Here is a 20,184-nt window from a genome sequence, read left to right as displayed (position 1 = left end):
GGTAAGATGTGAAGATGAAGAAGAGAATAAAACAGGGAGGCGCAGCAGCCCTGGCCCTGGTACTGGCAGTGCCGGCTTTGACTTATCAGAGTGTACAGGCCGCAACAGGGATTGAAACGGACAGAAGCTGCTCTGTGGAGTTCCAGGTAGATGGAGATTTTGCAGAACTGAAGACTTTGGACATTGATGTGAACCTTTATAAGGTGGCAGATGTGGAAGGAACCGGAGCATATACAGCTTTGAACGGATTTCAGGATTTGGGACTGGATAAGGTAAGCAGTGAGACCACTGCCCAGGAATGGGAAGAAATGGCTGGTCAGGCGGCAGAGCTGATCCATGATCAGGATATGGAGCCTGCAGAAAGGGCAGTGATCGAAGAAGGTACAGGAATGGCCGGGGATCTGGATACAGGTATGTATCTGGTAGAAGCCCGGCAGGTCCAGTCGCCGGAGTATACCTATAGCTTTACTCCATACCTGCTGTCTCTGCCAAACAATTATTACAGTTCTACCGGCGATGACACCTGGGTTTATGATGTAACCACTGGTTTGAAGCCGGAGCAGGAGCTCAGATATGGAAGTATCCAGATCAACAAGACACTGGATAGCTATAACGCCACATTGGGAGAGACTACCTTTATCTTTTCTGTAGAAGCAGAAAAAGAAAACAGCCAGGGAACAATGGAAAATGTATACAGCGACGTGATTTCTCTGGTTTTTGACGGACCGGGAACAAAAAGCATAGAGATTGGAAACATTCCTGCAGGAGCCCAGGTGACAGTTACAGAAGTTTACAGCGGAGCCAGCTATGAGCTGACCACTGCAGAGTCTCAGACACTTACTGTAACTGCAGAGGGCGAGGCGGGAAACCCGGGAACAGTTTCTTTTGCCAATACATATAACGGGGAAAATAACGGAGGTTCCAGCATTGTGAACCATTTCGGATACACAGCCCCTGAGAATGAGACTGGCGCTGATGTGGAAAATGCAGCCAGAGCTGCACAGCAGGAAGGCACCTGGAGATGGACCCAGCACAGAGACAGCACAGACATACAGAATGCTGCAGAGGAATAGGAGGGAGGAAGCCATGAAAAAGAGTTTAAATAAGAAGACCCTTGGTCTGGCAGGAGCGGCCCTCGTCCTTACAGCCGGCCTGTCTGTGGGAAGCGCAATGGCTTATTTTACCACATACACCCAGGTAGGCGGAGGCGTTTCCTTAAGTCTGGGGACTACTTCCACTATACCTGAAGAAACAGTGGAAGACTGGACGAAACATGTGACCATTCAGAATACAGGAGATACGGACTGCTTTGTTCGTGTACGGGCTTTTGCAGGAAGTCAGTATGAAAGCGCCCTGGTATACAGCGGAGAGAACTGGAATCCTGCTGCAGATGATTACTATTATTACAGTGAGATCCTTTCTCCCGGCGAGACTTCCGGAGAGCTGACCATTGCCATTGACAATATGGACAGTGATCAGGACTTTAATGTAATCGTAGTTCAGGAAAGCGCTCCTGTGATCTATGATGAAAACGGAAATCCAACAGGGGACTGGGACCATGTGATGGATTCTGCCCAGGACAGTTATGACGGAAATGAGGAGGTGGGTGAATAATGAAGAAGAAAATACCAGTAGTACCCACAGTCCTTCTATCAGCGGCAGCCCTGCTCCTGGCAGGCAGCACCGTGGGAAGCACCCGGGCAGCCCTCACCTACTTCAGTGAAAATTATTCCGCTTCTGTAAACATCTCCCAGATCGGCGTCAGCATTGAGGAAAATGGAGAGATTGTCAGCAGCCGGGATTACGCAGGAAATGACCAGTGGAACGAGACCAGCACCAGCCTGTTTTCCAACCTTCTGGATACGGAGAGCGGCGAGAAGCTGGCCTTAGGCAAGAAATATGACGACTCCATTACCGTAAAGAACAGCGGCTCTATTGACACTTTTGTCCGGGTGATCGTTACCAAGAGCTGGCAGGACAGGGAAGGAAACAAGGATACTTCCCTGGATCCGGCTCTGATCCAGCTGAACTTCCTTACTGATAACGGCTGGCAGATTGATGAGAACGCCTCCACAGCAGAGCGTACCGTCCTTTATTATACAAACCTTCTGTCACCGGGAGAAAGTACAGCGGAGCTTTTAGGAGAGGACGCCCTTTCCATTGACAGCGCCGTAGGGACTAAAGTAACCCAGACAGAGACACAGACCGACGAAGGCACGGTGATCACTACCGAGTATGCCTATGACGGATACAGCTTCCACGTAGAAGTGGAGGCAGACGCAGTCCAGACCCATAATGCTGCAGACGCCATCAAGAGCGCCTGGGGCGTGGATGTAAATGTTTCTGAAGACGGAAACAGCATCAGCTTACGATAGGAGGTACAAAAGGATGAGAAAGAAAGTTTTGTGCCTTGTCATGACCGGGGCAGTGATCGCCGGGACCATGACCGTAGGCACCGGGACAACCGTTTATGCAGAAGACTTTACCAGCCAGGGAGACTGGTCCGTAACCTTTAACGGGGATGGGATGGAGAGCAGCTTCAGTTCCCAGGAGATGGCCGATGAGATCTACGGGATCCTCCCCGGAGACAGCATTGAATTAAAGGTAAATGTCCAGAATGACAGCCAGGAAGATACCGACTGGTATATGTCCAATGAAGTGATCAAAAGCCTGGAGGAAGGAAGCACCGCTCAGGGCGGCGCTTACGGCTACCAACTGCGGTATGTAAATGCTGCGGGAGAGGAGACCGTGCTTTTTGACAGCGACACCATTGGAGGAGACGAAGGGGAGGAAGCGCTCCAGGAAGTCACCGGATCATTGGAAGATTACTTCTACCTGGACCGGCTGGGAAGCGATCAGGGGGGAACCGTATATCTTACCGTAGCCCTTGACGGAGAGACCCAGGGAAATGATTACCAGAATACCCTGGCACAGCTGCAGATGAACTTCGCCACAGAGATCGCCCAGGCTGATACGGTCCAGGGAGAGGATAAGGTCATCAACCGGACAGTGAAGGAAGCAGACAAGACCATCTACCGGACCCAGAGAGTAAAGACTGGGGATGAGAGCCAGACACTTCTCTACAGTGCTATCGCTCTGGTCAGCGGATTAGTATTGCTGGGACTGGGAATTATGGCTTTGAAAAAGAAAAAGAACCGTGAGGAAGGAGAGTTGAGATCATGAGAAAGCTGAAGAAATTTCTGACTGCCATGCTCAGTGCATCTATGGTCCTCAGCTTTTCCGCTGTTCCTGCATGGGCAGAAGAAAATTATGATTACACTGTTACCTTTTATGCAGGAAACCAGGGTGTCTTTAGCGGAACTCAGGGCCTGCAGATCAACAGCAAAGGAGATGTATCCATATCCAGCCAGGAAGACCGGATCTCTATCAGCGGCCTTACCCGGGGAGACGTTGTATCCTTTGATATAAACCAGGGTGCAGTGAGCCTCAATGAGGAAAGTAAATACTATGTACAGGGGCTGCGCATGAGCGGCCGTGACAATGACGAGCAGCTGGAAGAACCAGCCTTCTGGGTAACAGGAGACGAGGATTATGTAGTTGCTTACGGTATCCGGGGAGATATGACCAGCTACACTGTAAACTATGTAGATGAAAATGGAAATGAACTGGCCCCCAGCCGTACTTATTATGGAAATGTTGGAGACCGGCCGGTGGTAGCCTATCTGTATATGGAAGGTTATAATCCGGAAGCCCTGACACTTACCAGAACTCTCAGTGCTAACCAGGCGGATAATGTATTTACTTTTGAATACAGAACAAATCCGGTAGAAGTGATCCCGGGAGAGACTGTAACAGTTACTACTGTGGAGCCGGGGACAACCAATGTGATCACTCAGCAGGTACCTGTGGCAGGAACAGGTGTTACAGGTACCGGTACTGCTGGTACAGCAGGTACTGGAACTGCCGGAGATGCTGCCGGAGCCGCTGGGACTGCTGGAACTGGCGCAGATGCCGGTACAGGTACAGACACTGGAGCGGCGGGAGCAGATGATGCCGGACAGGCGGGAGATACCGCAGGAACAACTGTTGATGGAACAGAAGCAGGAACTACAGACAATGGAACTGAGGCGATCCAGGATGAAGAAACACCTTTGGGCCAGATCGACCTGGACGAAGGTGAAGACGGAAGCGACGGCACTCAGTCTGATGCTTCAGACAATGTAAACAGTGATTCCGGAAGTACCTTCCCTATGGTTGCAGGCATAGCCGTTGCCGTAGTGGCAGTAGCTGCCCTTGGGGGACTGGCTTATATACTTAGGAAAAACATGAAAAAGTAAAACAAAAGACAGAATAAATGACAGAAAGGATTTCCGTCATGGACAGGAAAGAGAGAAAAAGCCCAGTGGCTGTGTTATGCAGTGCACTGGGCACTGTTTTATTAATTTTACTGGTGGCTTTGTGCCTGCCGCTTACCCTGCCCAGGGTCATGGGATATGACATTTATACAGTAGTCAGCGGCAGTATGGAGCCGGCGATCCCAACGGGAAGTCTTGTATACATTGAAGACGCCCAGCCGGAGGACATAGAAGAAGGAGATGTGATCGCCTTTTACGGAGCCAGAGATTCTGCAGCGGTGATCACCCACCGGGTAGTGGAGAATAATACCCTTATGGGACAGTTTACCACCAAGGGTGATGCTAATGAGAAAGCAGACGTAAATCCGGTAGATTATGAGGATTTTATTGGAAAAGCGGCCATGTCAATCCCATGGCTGGGAAAATCCGCTCAGCTGTTTACCAGTATCCAGGGAAAAGCTGCTGCCGGAGCCGTGATTATAGCAGCTATGCTCTTTCATTTGATCGGTAACCTCCTAGAAGGAAAAAAATAAAGAAAAAGCAGGAATCCCTGCCATAGATATTGAGTTCTGAAAGAGAATAGAATATAGTTATAGATAAGACATAAAAGGCTTATCTATAGGAGAAGACAAAATGAATAAAAAGAGAAAAGACTGGAAAAAGTATGGATTCCTGCTGCTGATCATGCTGATCGTACTGGGGCTGTTTCCATTCAGTGTAAAGTTTATGAATGAGGCGCTTCTGAACAACGCTCAGCGAATGGGAGACGAGATTGCCAGAAGATTTGCAATTAATGAGGAAACTTATCTGAATCAGTATGAAACGGTTTTACGTACAGTAGAATACCAGATCCAGAATAGTGCCGATGGCGCAGATCTTTCAGACATGCTGGAAAAATACAAAGGCTATATAGAAGAGACCATGGAGCTGAACAATATAGAACTTTATGGATATATTGACGGCAAAATGGAGGCTGCTACTTACTGGGAGGGAGATGAAACCTTTGATCCGGGGACTGCTCAGTGGTATCAGGAGGCTTTGGCATCCAAAGGCGAGGTCATATACACAAGCGTTTATACCGATGTCCGCCTCCAAAGACAGGTAGTCACCATTGCAAAAGAGCTTGGAAATTCCCAGGATGTGATCGCTTTGGATGTCTATCTGGATGGAATCGCACTGCCTGAAAATGTAGTGGATCTGCCTCAGGGATGCAACTATTTTCTCTGCGATCAGGATGGGATGCTGATCGATAATTATCTAAGTTCTGGAAGCGGAGAAAATCTCCAGGAGAGATTTCTGCGTATTTTTCAGGAAATCCAGGAAGGAAAGCATGACAGATACGACTCCTACATCATAGGAACAGAAGGGGAAAAGAGGGGTGTCTATTACTACGTGCTGGATTCCGGATGGTACACGGTGATCACTATGCCTTATGATGAACTTCTCAGCGCTACAGATAATATATGGCTGGTATTCGGCCCCATAGCAGCCGGATTTGTGATCCTGTCCGGAGTTTATCTGATTCTGGATCATCGGAGTAATAAGAAAGCAAGGCTATATAATGACGTGGTAGGGGTTCTGGGAAATTCCTATTATGCACTGTATATGATCAATCTGAAAGAGGAAACATATTCCATGCTTAAAGGATCAGATTATGTCCGCTCAGAACTCCCACCCAGAGGCGAATACAGAGATTTGCTGAAAGTTATGTCTGAGGTGATCCATGAAGACGTGTATGAGGAATATATCCAGACCTTTTCCATTGAAAACATGAGAGAACTGACCAAGAGGAGAGTGCGGGATTTCGGAGGAGATTTTAAAAGACTTTTCAATAACGAATACCGTTGGGTCCATGTCCAGATGCTCTATGATGAGTCTCTGAAGCAAGGATCTGTGGTCCTTTGCTTTAGGGATGTAAATGATAAGAAGGAAGAGGATTTATCCAGACTGAAATTCCTGAAGCAGTCTCTGGAAAATGTGGATAAAATGGCAAAATCCAAGAATATGTTCTTTTCTCTTATGTCTCATGATATGCGTACGCCTTTAAACGGGATTATAGGACTGACGGAGATCATTTCAAGAAATATAGAAGACTCAGAAAAAGTCAGAGAGTCAGTGAAAAAGATAGAATCTCTTGGAAACCAGCTCCTGGGCCTGATCAATGATATCCTGGAGATGTCCAAGATGGAACAGGGAAAACTGGAGATTAAAAACAGCAACTTCCATTTGAAAAGGAATCTGGAGGAACTGGCTTCTATTTTTCAGATTCAGGCAGATAATTCGGGAAAACAATTTATCTGCTCCATTCAGATTGAACATGGAGAAGTGGAAGGAGACTGGGGCAGGATACAGCAGATTCTTAATAACCTGCTTTCCAATGCTTTTAAGTTTACTGGAGAAGATGGCCGGATTGAATTCCATGTGGAGGAGATTCGGGACAGCAGGAACAATTACAGAAAATATCATTTTACAGTAAGTGACAACGGATTTGGCATGAGTCAAGAGTTCCTTAAAAAAATTTTTGTGCCTTTTGAGAGAGAAACCAGATTCGGCGCCGCCAATGTAGCTGGAACAGGACTGGGAATGCCCATTGTCTATGAATTGGTCCGGAAAATGGAGGGAAGTATTGAAGTGGCTAGCGAGCTGGGAAAAGGTTCTGTATTCCAAGTGATCCTTCCTCTGGAACTTCATGAGGGAGAGGCTCTTCAGAAGGAAGAAATCTCTGCTCAGGCCGCCAGCAGCGCCGGGGAGGAAATGGATCTGGCAGGCATGCGCGTGCTGCTTACAGAGGATAATGAGATCAATATGGAAATCGCAGCAGAAATCCTGGCGGCCTGCGGCCTGAAGATTACCCAGGCATGGAACGGCAGGGAAGCATTGGAACTTTATCTGGAACATGAACCTTTCTATTTTGATTTTATCCTGATGGATATGCAGATGCCAGTAATGGACGGCTGCCAGGCGGCGGAACGTATCCGGAATTCCGGCAGAGCCGACGCCCGGAAGATCCCGATCATAGCGGTTACAGCCAATGCCTTTGCCGAGGACATTGCTTTGACCAGAAAGGCAGGTATGAACGCCCATATTTCCAAGCCTATTGACTTCAATATTTTGAAAAAGACCATGGCTGGCCTAAAAAGGAATGGAACATAACTACCGGGACATGCTGATCTGCCTGCGGAATTCCTCTGACTCCAGGGGAGGATTAAAATAAAATCCCTGCATCAGCGGCACGCCCATTTCCAGCATTTTCTGGTAGGTTTCTTCAGTTTCTACACCTTCGGCGCAGATCTTTACACCAAGATTGCTGCCCAGGTCGTAGAGACATTTCAGGAAAAGCTGATTATAGGAATCTTTGCTTATTTGATGGATATATTCCCGGTCAATTTTAATCTGGGAGATCGTCAGTTTTTTCAGGTAGGTAAAACTGGAGTAGCCGGTGCCGAAATCATCCAAGGCTACTCCGGCTCCCATTTCCCTCAGATCCCGGCAGAACTGGTCGGCAATCTCAAAGTTGTTGATTAGAGAGGTCTCTGTCAGTTCAAAAACAAGCCATTTAGGCTCCAGGTCAGCGTCCTGGCAGCATTTACGGATATAGAAAATCAAATCCTTATCTGATACCTGCTGGGCGGAAATATTGATGTTCATATAGAGGTCGAAGCCCATCTTATGCCAGTTTTTACATTCTCTTATAGACTGCTTTACCACCCATCTTCCTACGTTAAGAATCAGACCGGAGTATTCCAGGGTCTCAATCAGCTCTTCCTGAGAGATACCTTCTAGATCAGGAGTCTGATACCGGAGAAGGGCTTCAGCCCCATGGTATTTTGCGGTCTTATTTTCCACTTCGATAACCGGCTGGAATACCAGGTGAAAATTTTTCATACCATCAGCAACATCCTGGCGGAGCACTCTTTCCAGAATATATTTTTTGTTCAGGCTGTCCAGATTTTCGCTGCGGAAGAAGACAGTCTGGTGAGAATTAGATTTAGAACGCATCAGCAGAGCCATGTTTGCATTTTGTATCAGTTCTTCGCTGGTTCTGCCGTTCTGGGGATACATAGCCACACCTATATTGGCTCGTATGAAGATCACATGGCCTTCCAAAGTCCGCTCTCGGCTCAGATACATCTGGAAAGGAATCAGTTTTTCCAGAATCTGTTCCTGGGTATTTTCTCTGATATGGACCAGGAACTCATCGCCTTCCAGACGATAAACGCCCAGATTGTCACTGATGTACAGGTTGATGATGCGGGTAAATTCTATTAAAATCTTGTTGGCAAAATCCCTGCCGAAAATCTCATTGAAAATTTTGAAGTTATGGATATCGATGCATAAAACGCTTCCGGTGGCAGAAGGATCCTCCAGATGTTTTTTCATATCCTTCTCAAAACAGTTCCGGTTTTTCAGACCTGTGAGTATGTCATAATAGAGAATATTTTTCAGCCTTTCTTCATAGGCTTTCTGTTCTGTGATATCTATCAGAGATCCGGCGATCATCAGCGGATTTCCGTTTTCATCGTGTATTCCTTTTCCCTGGCAGCGTATCCAGATGACGGTATCAAACTTGGTCTTTACCCGGTATTCTGCCCTGTGATATTTGCTTTTGCCGCTTAAAAAGGGGGCGAAAGAGTCCAGAAATACGCTGCGGTCTTCAGGAATGATAAAGCCCAGGAGCCGGTCCATGGCATTTGAAAAGGTATTGCTTTCAAGAGGCAGCACATCTACGGCTTTGGGAGAGAAGGTGCACACATTGTTGACCAGGTCAAGCTGATAGATATAATCGGTACTTCCCTCCAGAATCAGCTGATTGACAGTTTCTGCCTGCCGCAGCTGCCGGATGGTTTCTTCCAGCTGCAGATTGTGATCATGGGTAAGGTCAAAATTCAGATGGACGATGCCCAGAATAAAACCGGGAGTCTCCAGGGGCAGCATGACGATCAGGATATTGGCGATGGTTCCATCTTTGATAATATCCAGATGACTGTCTGTCTTAGACTGCTTTCTTTTCTTCAGAAGTGCCAGATCATGGAGAAATACGCTGCGGCTGGCAGCGGTAAAATAATTCAGCAGTTCGTCCAGGGAGATACGTCCCTTGCGGCCATGGTCTGTGTCTGTGAAAACTTCCGCCATGCTCCTGCTCATCAGCAGGGTGTTTTTTTCATAATCCAGCAGAAAAGCTTCTGAAAACAGTTCGTCCGGAATATTGGAAATCTGGAGCTTTTCCGTCAGGTCTTTAATATTAAAGTATTCGTTGTTCATTTTTTTCCCTCGACAAAATTCGACATAATATTTCCTGTATTATATAACAGAACAGAAGATTTTTCTACCCTGTTCTGAGTCTCGGCCAGCTTGACACTTCCGCGATTTCTATTATATACTGAACACAAATAAGGAGTAAGATAATGAGCGAATCGATAATCGAAAAACACCTGAAAAAACTGACGATATTTGTGGCTGTGCTCAGTCTTGCTATTTTGACGGCAGGAGGCATTGTCACCTTTTCTTTGAACCGTGTACAGCAGGATGCCATTGACAGCAGAATACAGAGAGAAGTAGAGAAGTACAGTGACAATCTGCATCAGAAGTTGCAGGTAGACTTTCAGACCATATATACACTGTCAGCTTTTCTGGAATTTAATGAGGGTTTGGAAAAAGAGAGCTTTTCCAGAGGTCTGCTGGGAGCGAATAATCATAATGGATTTGTGCGGATGGGATATTTTGGACGCAATGGCACAGGAGTACGGGTAACCAGAGGGAAAAGCATAGAGATGGACAAGAAACTGGAAGAGGTTACTCCGGAAATGCAGGAGATCATTCGGAAGGCCTGGGAGGGCGAGGATGGATTTTCAGGTGTCATTTATGATACAGAACTGGAGAAACAGGTGCTGGGATACGCAGTACCGGTATATCGGGGTGAAGAGATCATCGGGGCGCTTGTGGCTACGGGAGAGGCAGATTCTCTGAAAGAAATTTTGACCAATGATGTGTTGTTTGGCGGTAACGGACATATCCAGCTTATCAATAGCCAGGGAGAGTATGTGCTTCCCTATGAGACAGAGGATATCTTTTCCGGAGATTATTTTTCCCAAAAAGAAGAAGAGCGGATAACTGACGTTCTGGATTCCCAGGAGAGCTGTTTTGCTTCTCTGGAGTACAAAGGACATAGGTACAGGCTTTATATAGAGCCGGTGGGAATAAAGGACTGGAGTCTTTTCGGTATAGAAGCGGTAAATGAATCTAATAAATTCCTGACACAGATGATTCTGATCACAAGAGTCACTTTTTCTGTAATACTGGCGGCTGTGATCGTGTTCATTTTTTATGGTTACAGGCTGATGAAAAAGAAAAACCGGGAATTGATCCAGTATGCTTATTATGATTCTCTGACGGGAGCGTTCAATTCGGAAAAATTCCAGCAGGAGCTGGCTAAGGTCATGAAAAAGCAGGAGACCTATGCCCTTGCAGGACTGAATATCCGCCAGTTTAAATTTATCAATGAAATTTTCGGAAGAAATCAGGCGGACAGTCTCCTCTGTCATGTAAAAGATGTATTGGAGGAAAACACGGGAGAAGGGGAGTATTTCTGCAGAAACTCTGCAGATATGTTCCTGGTACTGCTGAAGGGAGAAGAGCGTAAAGAAATCCAGAGAAGGATACAGGATATCATGGAAAAGATCGCGGCTTTTTCCGCAAATTTGAATCATGATTATGATATCCAGATGTACTGCGGTATTTCTCTTATTCCTCAAGGGATAAAAACGGACACTGCGACTATGCAGACGACCCATACTATGTTTGCTCTGGAAAAGGCCAGAAGCCTTCCCAGAAATAGTATTTGGTTTTATGATCTGAACCTGCACCAGGAAGAAATCCTTCAGAATTATGTGGAGTCTCATATGAACCAGGCCCTGGAAAACGGAGAATTTAAAATGTATCTCCAACCTAAGTTTGACCTGAGGACCGGCAGACTGTCCGGAGCAGAGGCACTGGTCAGATGGATACGCGGGGACGGAAAAGTGATCTATCCGGGACAGTTTATCCCTATATTTGAGAGCAATGGTTTTTGCGCTGTGCTGGATATGTATATGACCGAACAGGTCTGCCGCCTTATCCGGAAATGGATCGACCAGGGAATACGGCCAATACCGGTGTCTGTAAATCATTCAAAGATTCTTTTCTATGAGACTGATTATGTGGGGAGGATGGAAAAGCTCATCGAAAAATACGAGACGCCGGCCAGATGGATCACTCTGGAAATTCTGGAAGGGCTTGCAATGGAAAATATAGATAAGCTTAATCAGGTTATCGCAAGTCTGAAAGAAATCGGATTCCGGATTTCCATGGATGATTTCGGCAGCGGCTATTCTTCTTTGAATACTCTTGGAAAACTGGATATTGACGAGCTGAAACTGGACAAAGGATTTATGGAAGGAATAGACGGGACAGACCAACAGAAGCAGAAAATTATCCTTGAACATATTATTATGATCAGCAGGAGCCTGGAGATTTCTACTGTGGCAGAAGGAATCGAGACAAAAGAAAATGAACAGATGATCCAGGAGCTGGGCTGTGATTTTGGCCAGGGATATTATTACTGCAGGCCGATTCCTGCAGAAGAATTTCATGAGAAATATATGCAAAAGGGGAAAAAATAATTTGGCAGAGAAAAGTTTTGTTTACGAGACGTTACTCCGCTTTTTGGAGGGATATTTTTTAAAACGTGACAGAGAGTCCATACTGGAAATGACTACGGAAGATGTTTACTGCATAGGGCTTCAGGGACAGGCTCCGGCATTTAACAGAGAGGATTTTGGAAAGCTGCTGGAGTCCCATATAGCAGTAGATTCTGCATCTGCTGCTTATAGAATAAACGCTTATCAGGAAAAGACTATTGGAGAGGGAAATTGGATCTGCTACTGTGAATTGGAGACCTACATGGATATGGATGGAGAGAAGCTGAATCTTTCTTGGTGGGGAATTACTGTGGGAGTCCAGAAAGAGGGCGGAAGCTATAAACTCGGTCTTATCCATCTGTCGGAGATGAAGAACTGGGCAGAGAGGGGGGAAGCCCTGCGGAAACTGTATCCAGATACTTCAAGTCCCTTTATTGAGTCACTGTACAGACATCTGGAGGAATCTTCCAGGGATTCGCTTACCGGGTTATATAACCGAAAGGCCGGGGAAGTTCTGATCAGCCAGGCCCTGGATAATGGAGGGGAATATATTTTCCTTTTGATGGACATTGACAATTTTAAAGCGGTCAATGATGTATATGGTCATCTGAAAGGAGATATGGTCTTAAAATATGTGGCAGATAAGATCCGCAGATCATTCAGAGATACAGATGTGGTCTTCCGGCTGGGAGGGGACGAGATCGTTACTTTTATCTATCCCTGTAAAAACCGCCAGGCAATTGAAGAGAAATTGAAAAAAATTATCGAGGACTATAACAAAAATATGCAGGAGAATTTTTCCCGTATTTCTTCTTCTCTGTCCTGGGGAGGGATTTTCAGCAGCAGGAAGAGAACATTTACGGAACTTTATCAGACATCAGATAAGATCATGTATAAAGTAAAGCGCAGAGGCGGAAAAGGATATCTGATCCAGGAGGACTAATGGAGAAAAAAGACATTTTAATTGTAGACGACATGGAGATCAACCGAGCAATCCTAAGCCAGATATTTGCTGACAGAAATAAGACGTTGGAAGCGGAAAACGGGCTGGAAGCTATACAGATTCTTGAAAGACAGAGAAATAACATAGCAGCAGTGCTTCTGGATATTGTGATGCCTGTAATGGACGGGTTTCAGGTAATGGAGAAGATGGCTGAGATGGGGCTGATGGATAAGATCCCGGTATTTCTTATTACAGCCAATACCTCGGAAGAGAGCATGAGCCGGGGATATCAACTGGGAGCTATGGACATTATAGAAAAACCTATTGTTCCTTATTTTGTAAGGCGAAGGGTAGAAAGCGTTATGGAACTCTTTTCTGCCAGGGAAAGACTTAGCCATGTGGTGGAACTTCAGGGACAGAAACTACGCAGACAGGAGCAGGAGATTGCAAATCTGAACTATTCTATTATCGAGAGTCTTTCCACTGCAATTGAATTCAGGAGCGGAGAGTCTGGGGAGCATGTAAAGAGAATCCGCCATCTGACAGAACTTCTTCTTGAAGAATTGAGAAAGACAGGGAAAGAGGAATACGATTTTTCGGACAAAGAGATTCAGGAGATATCTCAGGCATCTATCCTTCATGATGTAGGAAAGATTGCTATTAGCGACTTGATTTTGAACAAACCAGGGAGACTGACTTCTGAAGAATTTGAAACCATGAAGACCCATACGATCATGGGATGCCAGGTGCTGGAACAGATCCCACAGCATAAAAACAACCGGTTGTACCAGTATGCCTACGATATCTGCCGTCATCATCATGAGAGATGGGACGGGGGTGGATATCCTGACGGACTGAAAGGCAGCCAGATCACAGTCTGGTCTCAGGTAGTGTCTGTTGCAGATGTTTTTGATGCACTGACAAATAAGAGAGTCTATAAGCCGGCAATCCCTGCTGCGGAGGCTCTGGAAATGATATTTAAAGGTGAATGCGGCGCTTTTAACCCGGAAGTGCTGGATTCCTTGGAGAGGGTTTTAAATCAGCAGAAAGTGTGAATAAAATGGAAAATAATATGAGACAGCGTCTTATGGACGCTGGGATCAATGTAGATACCGGCATCAGCCGGTTTATGGGAAATGAAGGACTTTTCCTGAAATTCCTGGGGAAATTTCTCCAGGATACAAATTTTGCCGGTCTGGCAGAGGCTGTAAAAAAGCAAGATGTGGAAGAAGCCTTTCGCTGTGCCCATACTTTGAAGGGGGTCTGTGGAAATCTTTCCATGGACGAACTGTATAAACTTGTGTCTGTGCAGACGGAATTTTTCCGGGAAGGAAATATTCAGGAAGGAGCAGACATGATGGAGAAAGTATCAGCTGTTTATGGCAGAGTAAAGGAAGCGATAGAAGAGACACTGCCCTGAGCTGCGGACAGCGGAATATAAGAAAGAAAAGGAGAACAGTGGGAGATGAGTGATCTTACGGTAGTGGTTCGCAGGATGGATGAGGGAATTTCTCTTAGAGAAGATTATGTATCTCTGCCAAAAGACTATGGAAAGAAAAGCTATTTTCAGCGTCCGGACATACAGGCAATCCGGAATATGGTGTTTGAAACCCTGGATGTCCTGGAAGAAAAAACAGGTTTTCGTCAAAAGATGGAAAAGAGCAGACGGGTGGTCATCAAGCCGAACCTGGTGTCTGTATATCATAAGAGCGGAATGTATGAGGATGATTATCCGGAGTCTACAGATCCGAGAGTGATGGATGCGGTAGTGGAATGGGTACAGAAATACCATAAGAACATCCTAATTGCAGAATCTTCCGGAAAGCCTATGCCTACAGCCACCAGTTTTCGGATAAGCGGCATGGACAGGATTGCCCGTTTCAGAAAGACAGGTCTGGTCACTTTGGAGACTTGTCCGGTGCGCAGATATCTTCTTCCTAAGGCAAAGGTTATGAAGGAGATCATGATTCCTTTTCCTTTTGTGGGAGTGGTAGAAGGAAAGGATTTTTATATCTCTGTGCCAAAGCTGAAAACCAATCTCTATACAAGAGTGACTCTTGGGTTTAAGAATGCTATGGGGGTGATACCCTATGCACTCAGAGAGCGGAACCATAGCTATCGGATTGACGAGAAGCTTGCAGATATGCTGTATATTTTGAAACCGGATTTGACACTGATCGATGGTTTGGTAGGGGGTGAGGGAAATACTCCGGCCCCGGTGGATCCAGTGGACTGCCGTCTGCTCATTGCAGGAAAGGACCCTGTGGCCACGGATAGGGTAGGATGCAGGATTATGGGCTTTGACCCAGATGAGATTCCCCTTTTCCAGGAGGTAGAAAAAAGAGGGTTTTCTCATGGTGAAGCTCAAGTGGATGGAGAGGTGCCAGTCTTTCATTTCCGGCCTGCGGATGCCAGCCTGTTGGGAGATACATTCCATAAGCATTTTCCTAATGTCCTTGTTCTGGCAGGTCATGACCTGCCTCAGGCACCAAAGATTCAGGACCCATATAAAGTAACCCCTGAGATAGCCAGGAAACTGGAAGGAGCCTGCCGGGGCGGATGCCTGGCTGCGGTACGCTCAGGATTTGAATACATTGTTTACTCCACAAAGAAGAACAGGGAAAGGGCCATTGCTGTGCTCATTGGTTCTGGCGTTCCCATAGGAGAACAGAAGTGGTGGTTTGACCGAGAGGGAAAGCCTTATACGGAAGAGAAAGTGCGAGAGCTGGATATGCCCATCCTTACCGTAGGAAATTGCGGGGAAGTGCTGAAAGATGTGGCTTCTTACAGAAGTCCCGGCTGCTGCAGCCCTTCTGCCTGTATGCTGGCAGCTACAGCAGCTATGAAAGTGCCTTTTCCGCTGCTGTCTGTAAAAAACCACTACTTTCTAACTTTTGGCCTGGATGCTGTAGGAATGGTCTTAAAAAGGACAGCTTTATGCCTTCAGGGAATCTGGATCGACTGTCCCAGCCGCCATGCAGATGAGATTTATCCTGTGCCGAAAGCGGCGGAAAAACATAAGAATAAAGACTTCATTCCCTGGCCCCTTCCAAAGATGAGCTGGAAGATGAGAAAGAAGATGGCAGGGGATCAGCTGAAGATTTTAAAACTTTAATAAAAAAAGTATTAAAAGAAATGAAATTATTGTGTACACAATTGAGACCCTTCTTTTTTTGTGTTATCATTAAACTATGTTTTGCCTTGAAAGGCATAAGCGCAGAGAAAGAAAGGTGAAATACAGCGTACATGATAAGACGACAGAAGCCGGAGAAGAATCCGCCTGATGAGAAGAAGATTAAATTTCCCATAGAGCCTGTAAAGGCGGATTATTTATACGGACTCACAAGAGAGCAGGCAGAAGAACGGGCGGCAGCAGGCTGGAGCAACGAAGAGGTCGGCAGTGTCAGTTTAAGTACAAAAGATATTGTAAAGAAGAATGTATTTACCTATTTCAACCTGATATTTGCAGTTTTGGGAGTGCTGGTCTGTCTATCAGGTTCTTTCCGGGATCTGACCTTTTTGCCAGTAGTTATTCTGAACACAGTGATCGGTATTTTTCAGGAGATTCGGGCGAAGAATGTCTTGGAAAAGATGAACATGCTGAATGCGCCTAAGACCGATGTGGTCCGGGAGGGAAAGATCCGTTCCATAGATTCTGCTCTTCTGGTACGGGATGACATTGTAATCTTTAAGACCGGAAATCAGATATGTGCAGATGCTGTAGTATGTTCTGGAGAAGTTCGGGTAAATGAATCTCTTCTTACGGGAGAATCTGAGGAAATTCTAAAAAAAGAGGGAGATTCCCTGATGTCAGGAAGCTTTATTGTTTCCGGTAAATGCTATGCCCGGCTGGAGAAAGTGGGAGATGAATCCTATATTTCCAAACTGACTTTAAAGGCAAAGGCCATGAAAGACGAGGAACAGTCAGAAATGATCCGTTCCCTGGACAAACTGGTGAAAGGGGTGGGTATTGCCCTGATCCCTATTGGAATCATTCTTTTTATCCAGGGATTCTTTATCAGCCATGAAGGATTTCAGGGAAGTATTATTTCCATGGTAGCTGCAGTGATCGGTATGATACCGGAAGGTCTGTACCTGCTGACAACAGTGGCACTGGCTGTAAGCAGTATCCGTCTGGCTATGAATAAGGTGCTGCTTCATGATATGAAAAGTATTGAGACTCTTGCCCGAGTGAATGTTCTCTGTGTGGACAAGACCGGAACCATCACAGAGAATGCTATGAGCGTCCAGAATATTGTGCTTCTGGATGAAGAGCAGGATATGGACAATGTGAAGGGGCTTCTCTCAGACTTTGTTCAGACCATGGGAGAGGACAACAGCACCATGGCAGCGCTGAAACAGTATTTTACGGAATACAGAGGGGAAAAACCTCTGAAGATCGTATCCTTTTCTTCTGCCAATAAATACAGCGGCGTTGTATTTGAATCTGGTAATTTTGTATTAGGTGCTCCGGAATTTGTTCTGGGAAATTCCTATGAGAATTACAGGGAAAAGATTGAAGAATATTCTTCAAAAGGATACAGAGCTCTGATTTTTGGAAAATATGAAGAAGAGCTGAATGGAAAGAAGCTGCAGGGGGAAGTGGAGCCCTGGGCTCTGATCCTTCTGATGAACCGGATCCGGGAGGAGGCGCCGGAGACTTTTGCATATTTCAACCGCCAGGGAGTGGAGGTCAAGGTAATTTCCGGAGACAACCCGCTGACGGTATCGGAAACTGCCAGACAGGCGGGCATAGCTGGAGCAGAACGATATGTGGATGCCCGGACTCTGAAGACAAAAGAAGAGCTGGAAGAGGCTGCTCTGAATTATACAGTATTTGGAAGAGTGCTTCCTGAGCAGAAGAGACAGCTGGTCCGTGCCCTTCAGAGAAAGGGGAAGACTGTGGCTATGACCGGGGACGGCGTAAACGACGTTCTGGCTTTAAAAGATGCGGACTGCAGCGTAGCCATGGCATCAGGAAGTGAAGCTGCTATGCAGGCTGCCCAGGTAGTTCTTCTGGAATCAGATTTTTCCAAGATGCCCGAAGTGGTGGCCGAAGGAAGAAGAGTGGTAAACAACATACAGCAGTCGGCCAGCCTGTTCCTGGTAAAGAATATTTTCTCTTTCCTGCTGTCGCTGGTTTCTATCATATTCGTGTTTACTTATCCTCTGGGACCTTCCCAGATTTCCCTGATCAGTATGTTTACTATTGGCATACCGGGATTTTTCCTGTCTCTCCAGCCAAACAAGAATGTGATCAAGGGGCGGTTTTTACAAAATGTGCTGCTAAAGGCTCTGCCTGCAGGACTGACCGATGTGTTGGTAGTAGCGGCCCTTGCTATTTTTAGCCGGACGTTCGGTGTGGGAGGCGAAGACCTGTCTACAGCGGCTACTATGCTTTTGGCAATCGTAGGCTTTATGATCCTGTTTAAGATATGCAAGCCTCTGAATTCCCTGCGTCTGGCAATCTGCATCGGATGCATTGTCGGATTTCTGGCAAGCTGTATTCTGTTCCCGGGACTTTTTGGCATTTCTTCTATGTCTACCAAATGTGTAATGCTTTTTGTGGTATTCTCTATTGCCACAGAGCCTATTCTCCGGTATCTGACAAAGTTTAATGAGTTTATCCAGAGACTGTACGGAGACAGGGAGCAGTATAAGAAGAAACTCAAGTCTGTAAAAGATGTATTGCAGAGAGAATAGTAATGGAGATTGTAAAGAGGTGGCGTAATGTCTTTGCAGAAATTATGGGAGAAGTACCGGCAGGAGACAGTGTTTAATTATTCAGTTCTTCCGGAAGAACTGAGAAAAAAAGGAGAATGCCTGGAATTGGATGCCAGATGTATGATTGTTTCCAGAGGAGAATTTCCCCATTGGATATATTTTATCCTGGAGGGTACAGTAACAGGGATCAGGGAGTATGCGGACGGCAATGAATACAGCTATTTCCAACTGGACAAACAGAACGGGAGCATAGGACTGCTGGAAATTCTGGCCAGGAAAGACAGATATATTGCCACGATTGTAAGCACTACAAAAGTGAAGCTGCTGCGTATAGAGGCAGAAGTGTAAGCGTAAGAACAGTAGGACGAAATCTGCAGAAACTCAAAGAGAGTGGAGAAATCGGCTCCAGTAAGAAAAAGATCATAGTATCCGATATCCAGTATTACCAGATGCTGGACAGTCTTTATCTATAATGTTGAAAAAACAGGGCGAAGCCAAGGGCTTTAGCCCTGTTTTTTGTGCGAAATATGCAAAAAAAGAGAAAAGGACAGGTGACCTTTGGAAAGCAGAGGATTCTTTGTATAATACAGTCAAAACTAATAAAAAAATAAAGAGGAAGGAGAGAAATACATACAATATGACAAAAAGAAAAGTGCTGGTTTATGGATCATTAAACCTGGATTACGTTTATCAGGTAAAACATTTTCCCGGACCGGGAGAGACTGCAGCGGCAGAAACGCTCCATATATCCAGCGGAGGCAAGGGCCTGAATCAGGCCGTGGCCTTTGCAAAGGCAGGGGCAGAGACGTATCTGGCAGGGAAAATCGGGACAGACGGTCAGTCTCTCAGAGATGCCTGTGAAAGATACGGGATAGACACCAGATACTTGATGAAAGAGGACAGTCCGGGAGGCCATGCTGTTATACAGGTGGACGAAAAAGGACAGAATTCCATCCTGGTATTCGGTGGAACGAATAAGATGCATAGGGAAGAGGAGATGGATCAGGTACTGAAAGACTTTCAAGAGGGGGACTATCTGATCCTTCAAAATGAGATCAATGGCCTCTCCTATCTCATTGACGCAGCGTGGAAGAAGAACATGGGAATCGTGCTGAATCCCTCTCCTTATGAACCGTCCCTTATGGAGTGTGGACTGCAGAAACTATCCTGGATGATTTTGAATGAAGTAGAAGCCTGTCAGATTACAGGAGAAAATCAGCCTGAGAAAGTATTGGAATATTTTAAAGAAAGATATCCTGACCTTAAAGTGGTGTTGACTTTAGGGGAAGAAGGGGCCATGTGCACGACGGGGGAAACCTACTGCAAAGTGCCCTGCTATAAAACAGAGACGGTAGATACTACTGGGGCGGGTGACACTTTTACCGGATATTATTTTGCAGAGATCATCAGGGGAAGATCTCCAAAAGAGGCCCTAGATACAGCTTCTAAGGCGGCTGCAGTGACTGTATCCAGAAAAGGGGCTGCTGATGCTATTCCTTTTCTGAAAGAAATTCTGGACAAATAA

General features: G+C 45.9%; 16 protein-coding genes. 15 read left to right on the top strand and 1 reads right to left on the bottom strand.

The annotated features are described in order from the left end of the window. Nucleotides 1-14: 14 nt before the first annotated feature. From B5G33_RS10735 to B5G33_RS10705, 7 genes are all read left to right on the top strand, one after another. Nucleotides 15-1,073 (top strand): DUF5979 domain-containing protein, encoded by a 1,059-nt coding sequence (locus B5G33_RS10735; protein WP_242974670.1) that lies wholly within the window; start codon nucleotides 15-17, stop codon nucleotides 1,071-1,073. A gap of 13 nt (nucleotides 1,074-1,086) precedes the next feature. Next, entirely contained in the window at nucleotides 1,087-1,614 is a 528-nt protein-coding gene (locus tag B5G33_RS10730) for a hypothetical protein (protein ID WP_204247375.1), read from the top strand. Then, nucleotides 1,614-2,375, top strand: a complete 762-nt coding sequence (locus B5G33_RS10725) for a hypothetical protein (RefSeq protein WP_087417648.1) — start codon at nucleotides 1,614-1,616, stop codon at nucleotides 2,373-2,375. Before B5G33_RS10730 ends, B5G33_RS10725 begins: the two co-directional genes overlap by 1 nt. Nucleotides 2,376-2,388: 13 nt before the next feature. Further along, entirely contained in the window at nucleotides 2,389-3,183 is a 795-nt protein-coding gene (locus B5G33_RS10720) for a sortase B protein-sorting domain-containing protein (RefSeq protein ID WP_087417647.1), read from the top strand. Continuing rightward, entirely contained in the window at nucleotides 3,180-4,298 is a 1,119-nt protein-coding gene (locus tag B5G33_RS10715; RefSeq protein WP_242974656.1) for a MucBP domain-containing protein, read from the top strand. The genes B5G33_RS10720 and B5G33_RS10715 overlap by 4 nt, the downstream gene beginning before the upstream one ends. A gap of 17 nt (nucleotides 4,299-4,315) precedes the next feature. After that, nucleotides 4,316-4,849, top strand: coding sequence for a signal peptidase I (locus B5G33_RS10710; RefSeq protein ID WP_242974654.1), 534 nt, complete (start codon nucleotides 4,316-4,318; stop codon nucleotides 4,847-4,849). 100 nt (nucleotides 4,850-4,949) lie between these two features. Next, on the top strand, nucleotides 4,950-7,469 hold the full coding sequence (locus B5G33_RS10705; RefSeq protein WP_087417646.1) for an ATP-binding protein: 2,520 nt from the start codon (nucleotides 4,950-4,952) through the stop codon (nucleotides 7,467-7,469). Here B5G33_RS10705 and B5G33_RS10700 read toward each other — a convergent pair whose 3' ends face one another. After that, entirely contained in the window at nucleotides 7,470-9,578 is a 2,109-nt protein-coding gene (locus B5G33_RS10700; protein WP_087417645.1) for a putative bifunctional diguanylate cyclase/phosphodiesterase, read from the bottom strand. It lies immediately after the preceding gene. 143 nt (nucleotides 9,579-9,721) lie between these two features. Between B5G33_RS10700 and B5G33_RS10695 the strand changes: the two genes are divergently transcribed. The 8 genes from B5G33_RS10695 to B5G33_RS10660 all read left to right on the top strand — a co-directional run bounded on the left by B5G33_RS10695 (nucleotide 9,722) and on the right by B5G33_RS10660 (nucleotide 20,184). Then, on the top strand, nucleotides 9,722-11,974 hold the full coding sequence (locus B5G33_RS10695) for a bifunctional diguanylate cyclase/phosphodiesterase (protein WP_087417644.1): 2,253 nt from the start codon (nucleotides 9,722-9,724) through the stop codon (nucleotides 11,972-11,974). Nucleotide 11,975: 1 nt separating this feature from the next. After that, the gene (locus B5G33_RS10690; protein ID WP_158229604.1) at nucleotides 11,976-12,935 is read left to right on the top strand and encodes a GGDEF domain-containing protein; all 960 of its coding nucleotides are present in this window, start codon (nucleotides 11,976-11,978) and stop codon (nucleotides 12,933-12,935) included. After that, entirely contained in the window at nucleotides 12,935-13,990 is a 1,056-nt protein-coding gene (locus B5G33_RS10685; protein ID WP_087417642.1) for an HD-GYP domain-containing protein, read from the top strand. Before B5G33_RS10690 ends, B5G33_RS10685 begins: the two co-directional genes overlap by 1 nt. 5 nt (nucleotides 13,991-13,995) lie before the next feature. After that, the gene (locus tag B5G33_RS10680) at nucleotides 13,996-14,355 is read left to right on the top strand and encodes an Hpt domain-containing protein (RefSeq protein ID WP_087268383.1); all 360 of its coding nucleotides are present in this window, start codon (nucleotides 13,996-13,998) and stop codon (nucleotides 14,353-14,355) included. 45 nt (nucleotides 14,356-14,400) lie between these two features. Next, nucleotides 14,401-16,050 carry a DUF362 domain-containing protein gene (locus B5G33_RS10675; protein WP_242974653.1) on the top strand — a complete coding sequence of 550 codons (1,650 nt, stop codon included), beginning with the start codon at nucleotides 14,401-14,403 and terminating at the stop codon, nucleotides 16,048-16,050. A 131-nt stretch (nucleotides 16,051-16,181) separates the two neighbouring features. Continuing rightward, nucleotides 16,182-18,638: a cation-translocating P-type ATPase gene (locus tag B5G33_RS10670; protein WP_087417641.1), complete on the top strand. Its 2,457-nt coding sequence runs from the start codon at nucleotides 16,182-16,184 to the stop codon at nucleotides 18,636-18,638. Nucleotides 18,639-18,671: 33 nt separating this feature from the next. Then, the gene (locus B5G33_RS10665) at nucleotides 18,672-19,007 is read left to right on the top strand and encodes a cyclic nucleotide-binding domain-containing protein (protein ID WP_204247374.1); all 336 of its coding nucleotides are present in this window, start codon (nucleotides 18,672-18,674) and stop codon (nucleotides 19,005-19,007) included. A 289-nt stretch (nucleotides 19,008-19,296) separates the two neighbouring features. Further along, the gene (locus B5G33_RS10660; RefSeq protein WP_087417658.1) at nucleotides 19,297-20,184 is read left to right on the top strand and encodes a ribokinase; all 888 of its coding nucleotides are present in this window, start codon (nucleotides 19,297-19,299) and stop codon (nucleotides 20,182-20,184) included.

Origin of the sequence: Blautia sp. An81 (genome assembly GCF_002161285.1) — a bacterium.
GTDB classification, from domain to species: domain Bacteria; phylum Bacillota; class Clostridia; order Lachnospirales; family Lachnospiraceae; genus Blautia; species Blautia ornithocaccae.
Note: the sequence above shows the minus strand (reverse complement) of the source record. Positions and strands in the feature narration are given on the sequence as shown.

Coding starts and splice junctions, on each gene's coding strand:
- B5G33_RS10735 (WP_242974670.1), top strand. CDS start 15: ATGAAGAAGAGAATAAAACAGGGAGGCGCAGCAGCCCTGGCCCTGGTA.
- B5G33_RS10730 (WP_204247375.1), top strand. CDS start 1,087: ATGAAAAAGAGTTTAAATAAGAAGACCCTTGGTCTGGCAGGAGCGGCC.
- B5G33_RS10725 (WP_087417648.1), top strand. CDS start 1,614: ATGAAGAAGAAAATACCAGTAGTACCCACAGTCCTTCTATCAGCGGCA.
- B5G33_RS10720 (WP_087417647.1), top strand. CDS start 2,389: ATGAGAAAGAAAGTTTTGTGCCTTGTCATGACCGGGGCAGTGATCGCC.
- B5G33_RS10715 (WP_242974656.1), top strand. CDS start 3,180: ATGAGAAAGCTGAAGAAATTTCTGACTGCCATGCTCAGTGCATCTATG.
- B5G33_RS10710 (WP_242974654.1), top strand. CDS start 4,316: ATGACAGAAAGGATTTCCGTCATGGACAGGAAAGAGAGAAAAAGCCCA.
- B5G33_RS10705 (WP_087417646.1), top strand. CDS start 4,950: ATGAATAAAAAGAGAAAAGACTGGAAAAAGTATGGATTCCTGCTGCTG.
- B5G33_RS10700 (WP_087417645.1), bottom strand. CDS start 9,578: ATGAACAACGAATACTTTAATATTAAAGACCTGACGGAAAAGCTCCAG.
- B5G33_RS10695 (WP_087417644.1), top strand. CDS start 9,722: ATGAGCGAATCGATAATCGAAAAACACCTGAAAAAACTGACGATATTT.
- B5G33_RS10685 (WP_087417642.1), top strand. CDS start 12,935: ATGGAGAAAAAAGACATTTTAATTGTAGACGACATGGAGATCAACCGA.
- B5G33_RS10680 (WP_087268383.1), top strand. CDS start 13,996: ATGGAAAATAATATGAGACAGCGTCTTATGGACGCTGGGATCAATGTA.
- B5G33_RS10675 (WP_242974653.1), top strand. CDS start 14,401: ATGAGTGATCTTACGGTAGTGGTTCGCAGGATGGATGAGGGAATTTCT.
- B5G33_RS10670 (WP_087417641.1), top strand. CDS start 16,182: ATGATAAGACGACAGAAGCCGGAGAAGAATCCGCCTGATGAGAAGAAG.
- B5G33_RS10660 (WP_087417658.1), top strand. CDS start 19,297: ATGACAAAAAGAAAAGTGCTGGTTTATGGATCATTAAACCTGGATTAC.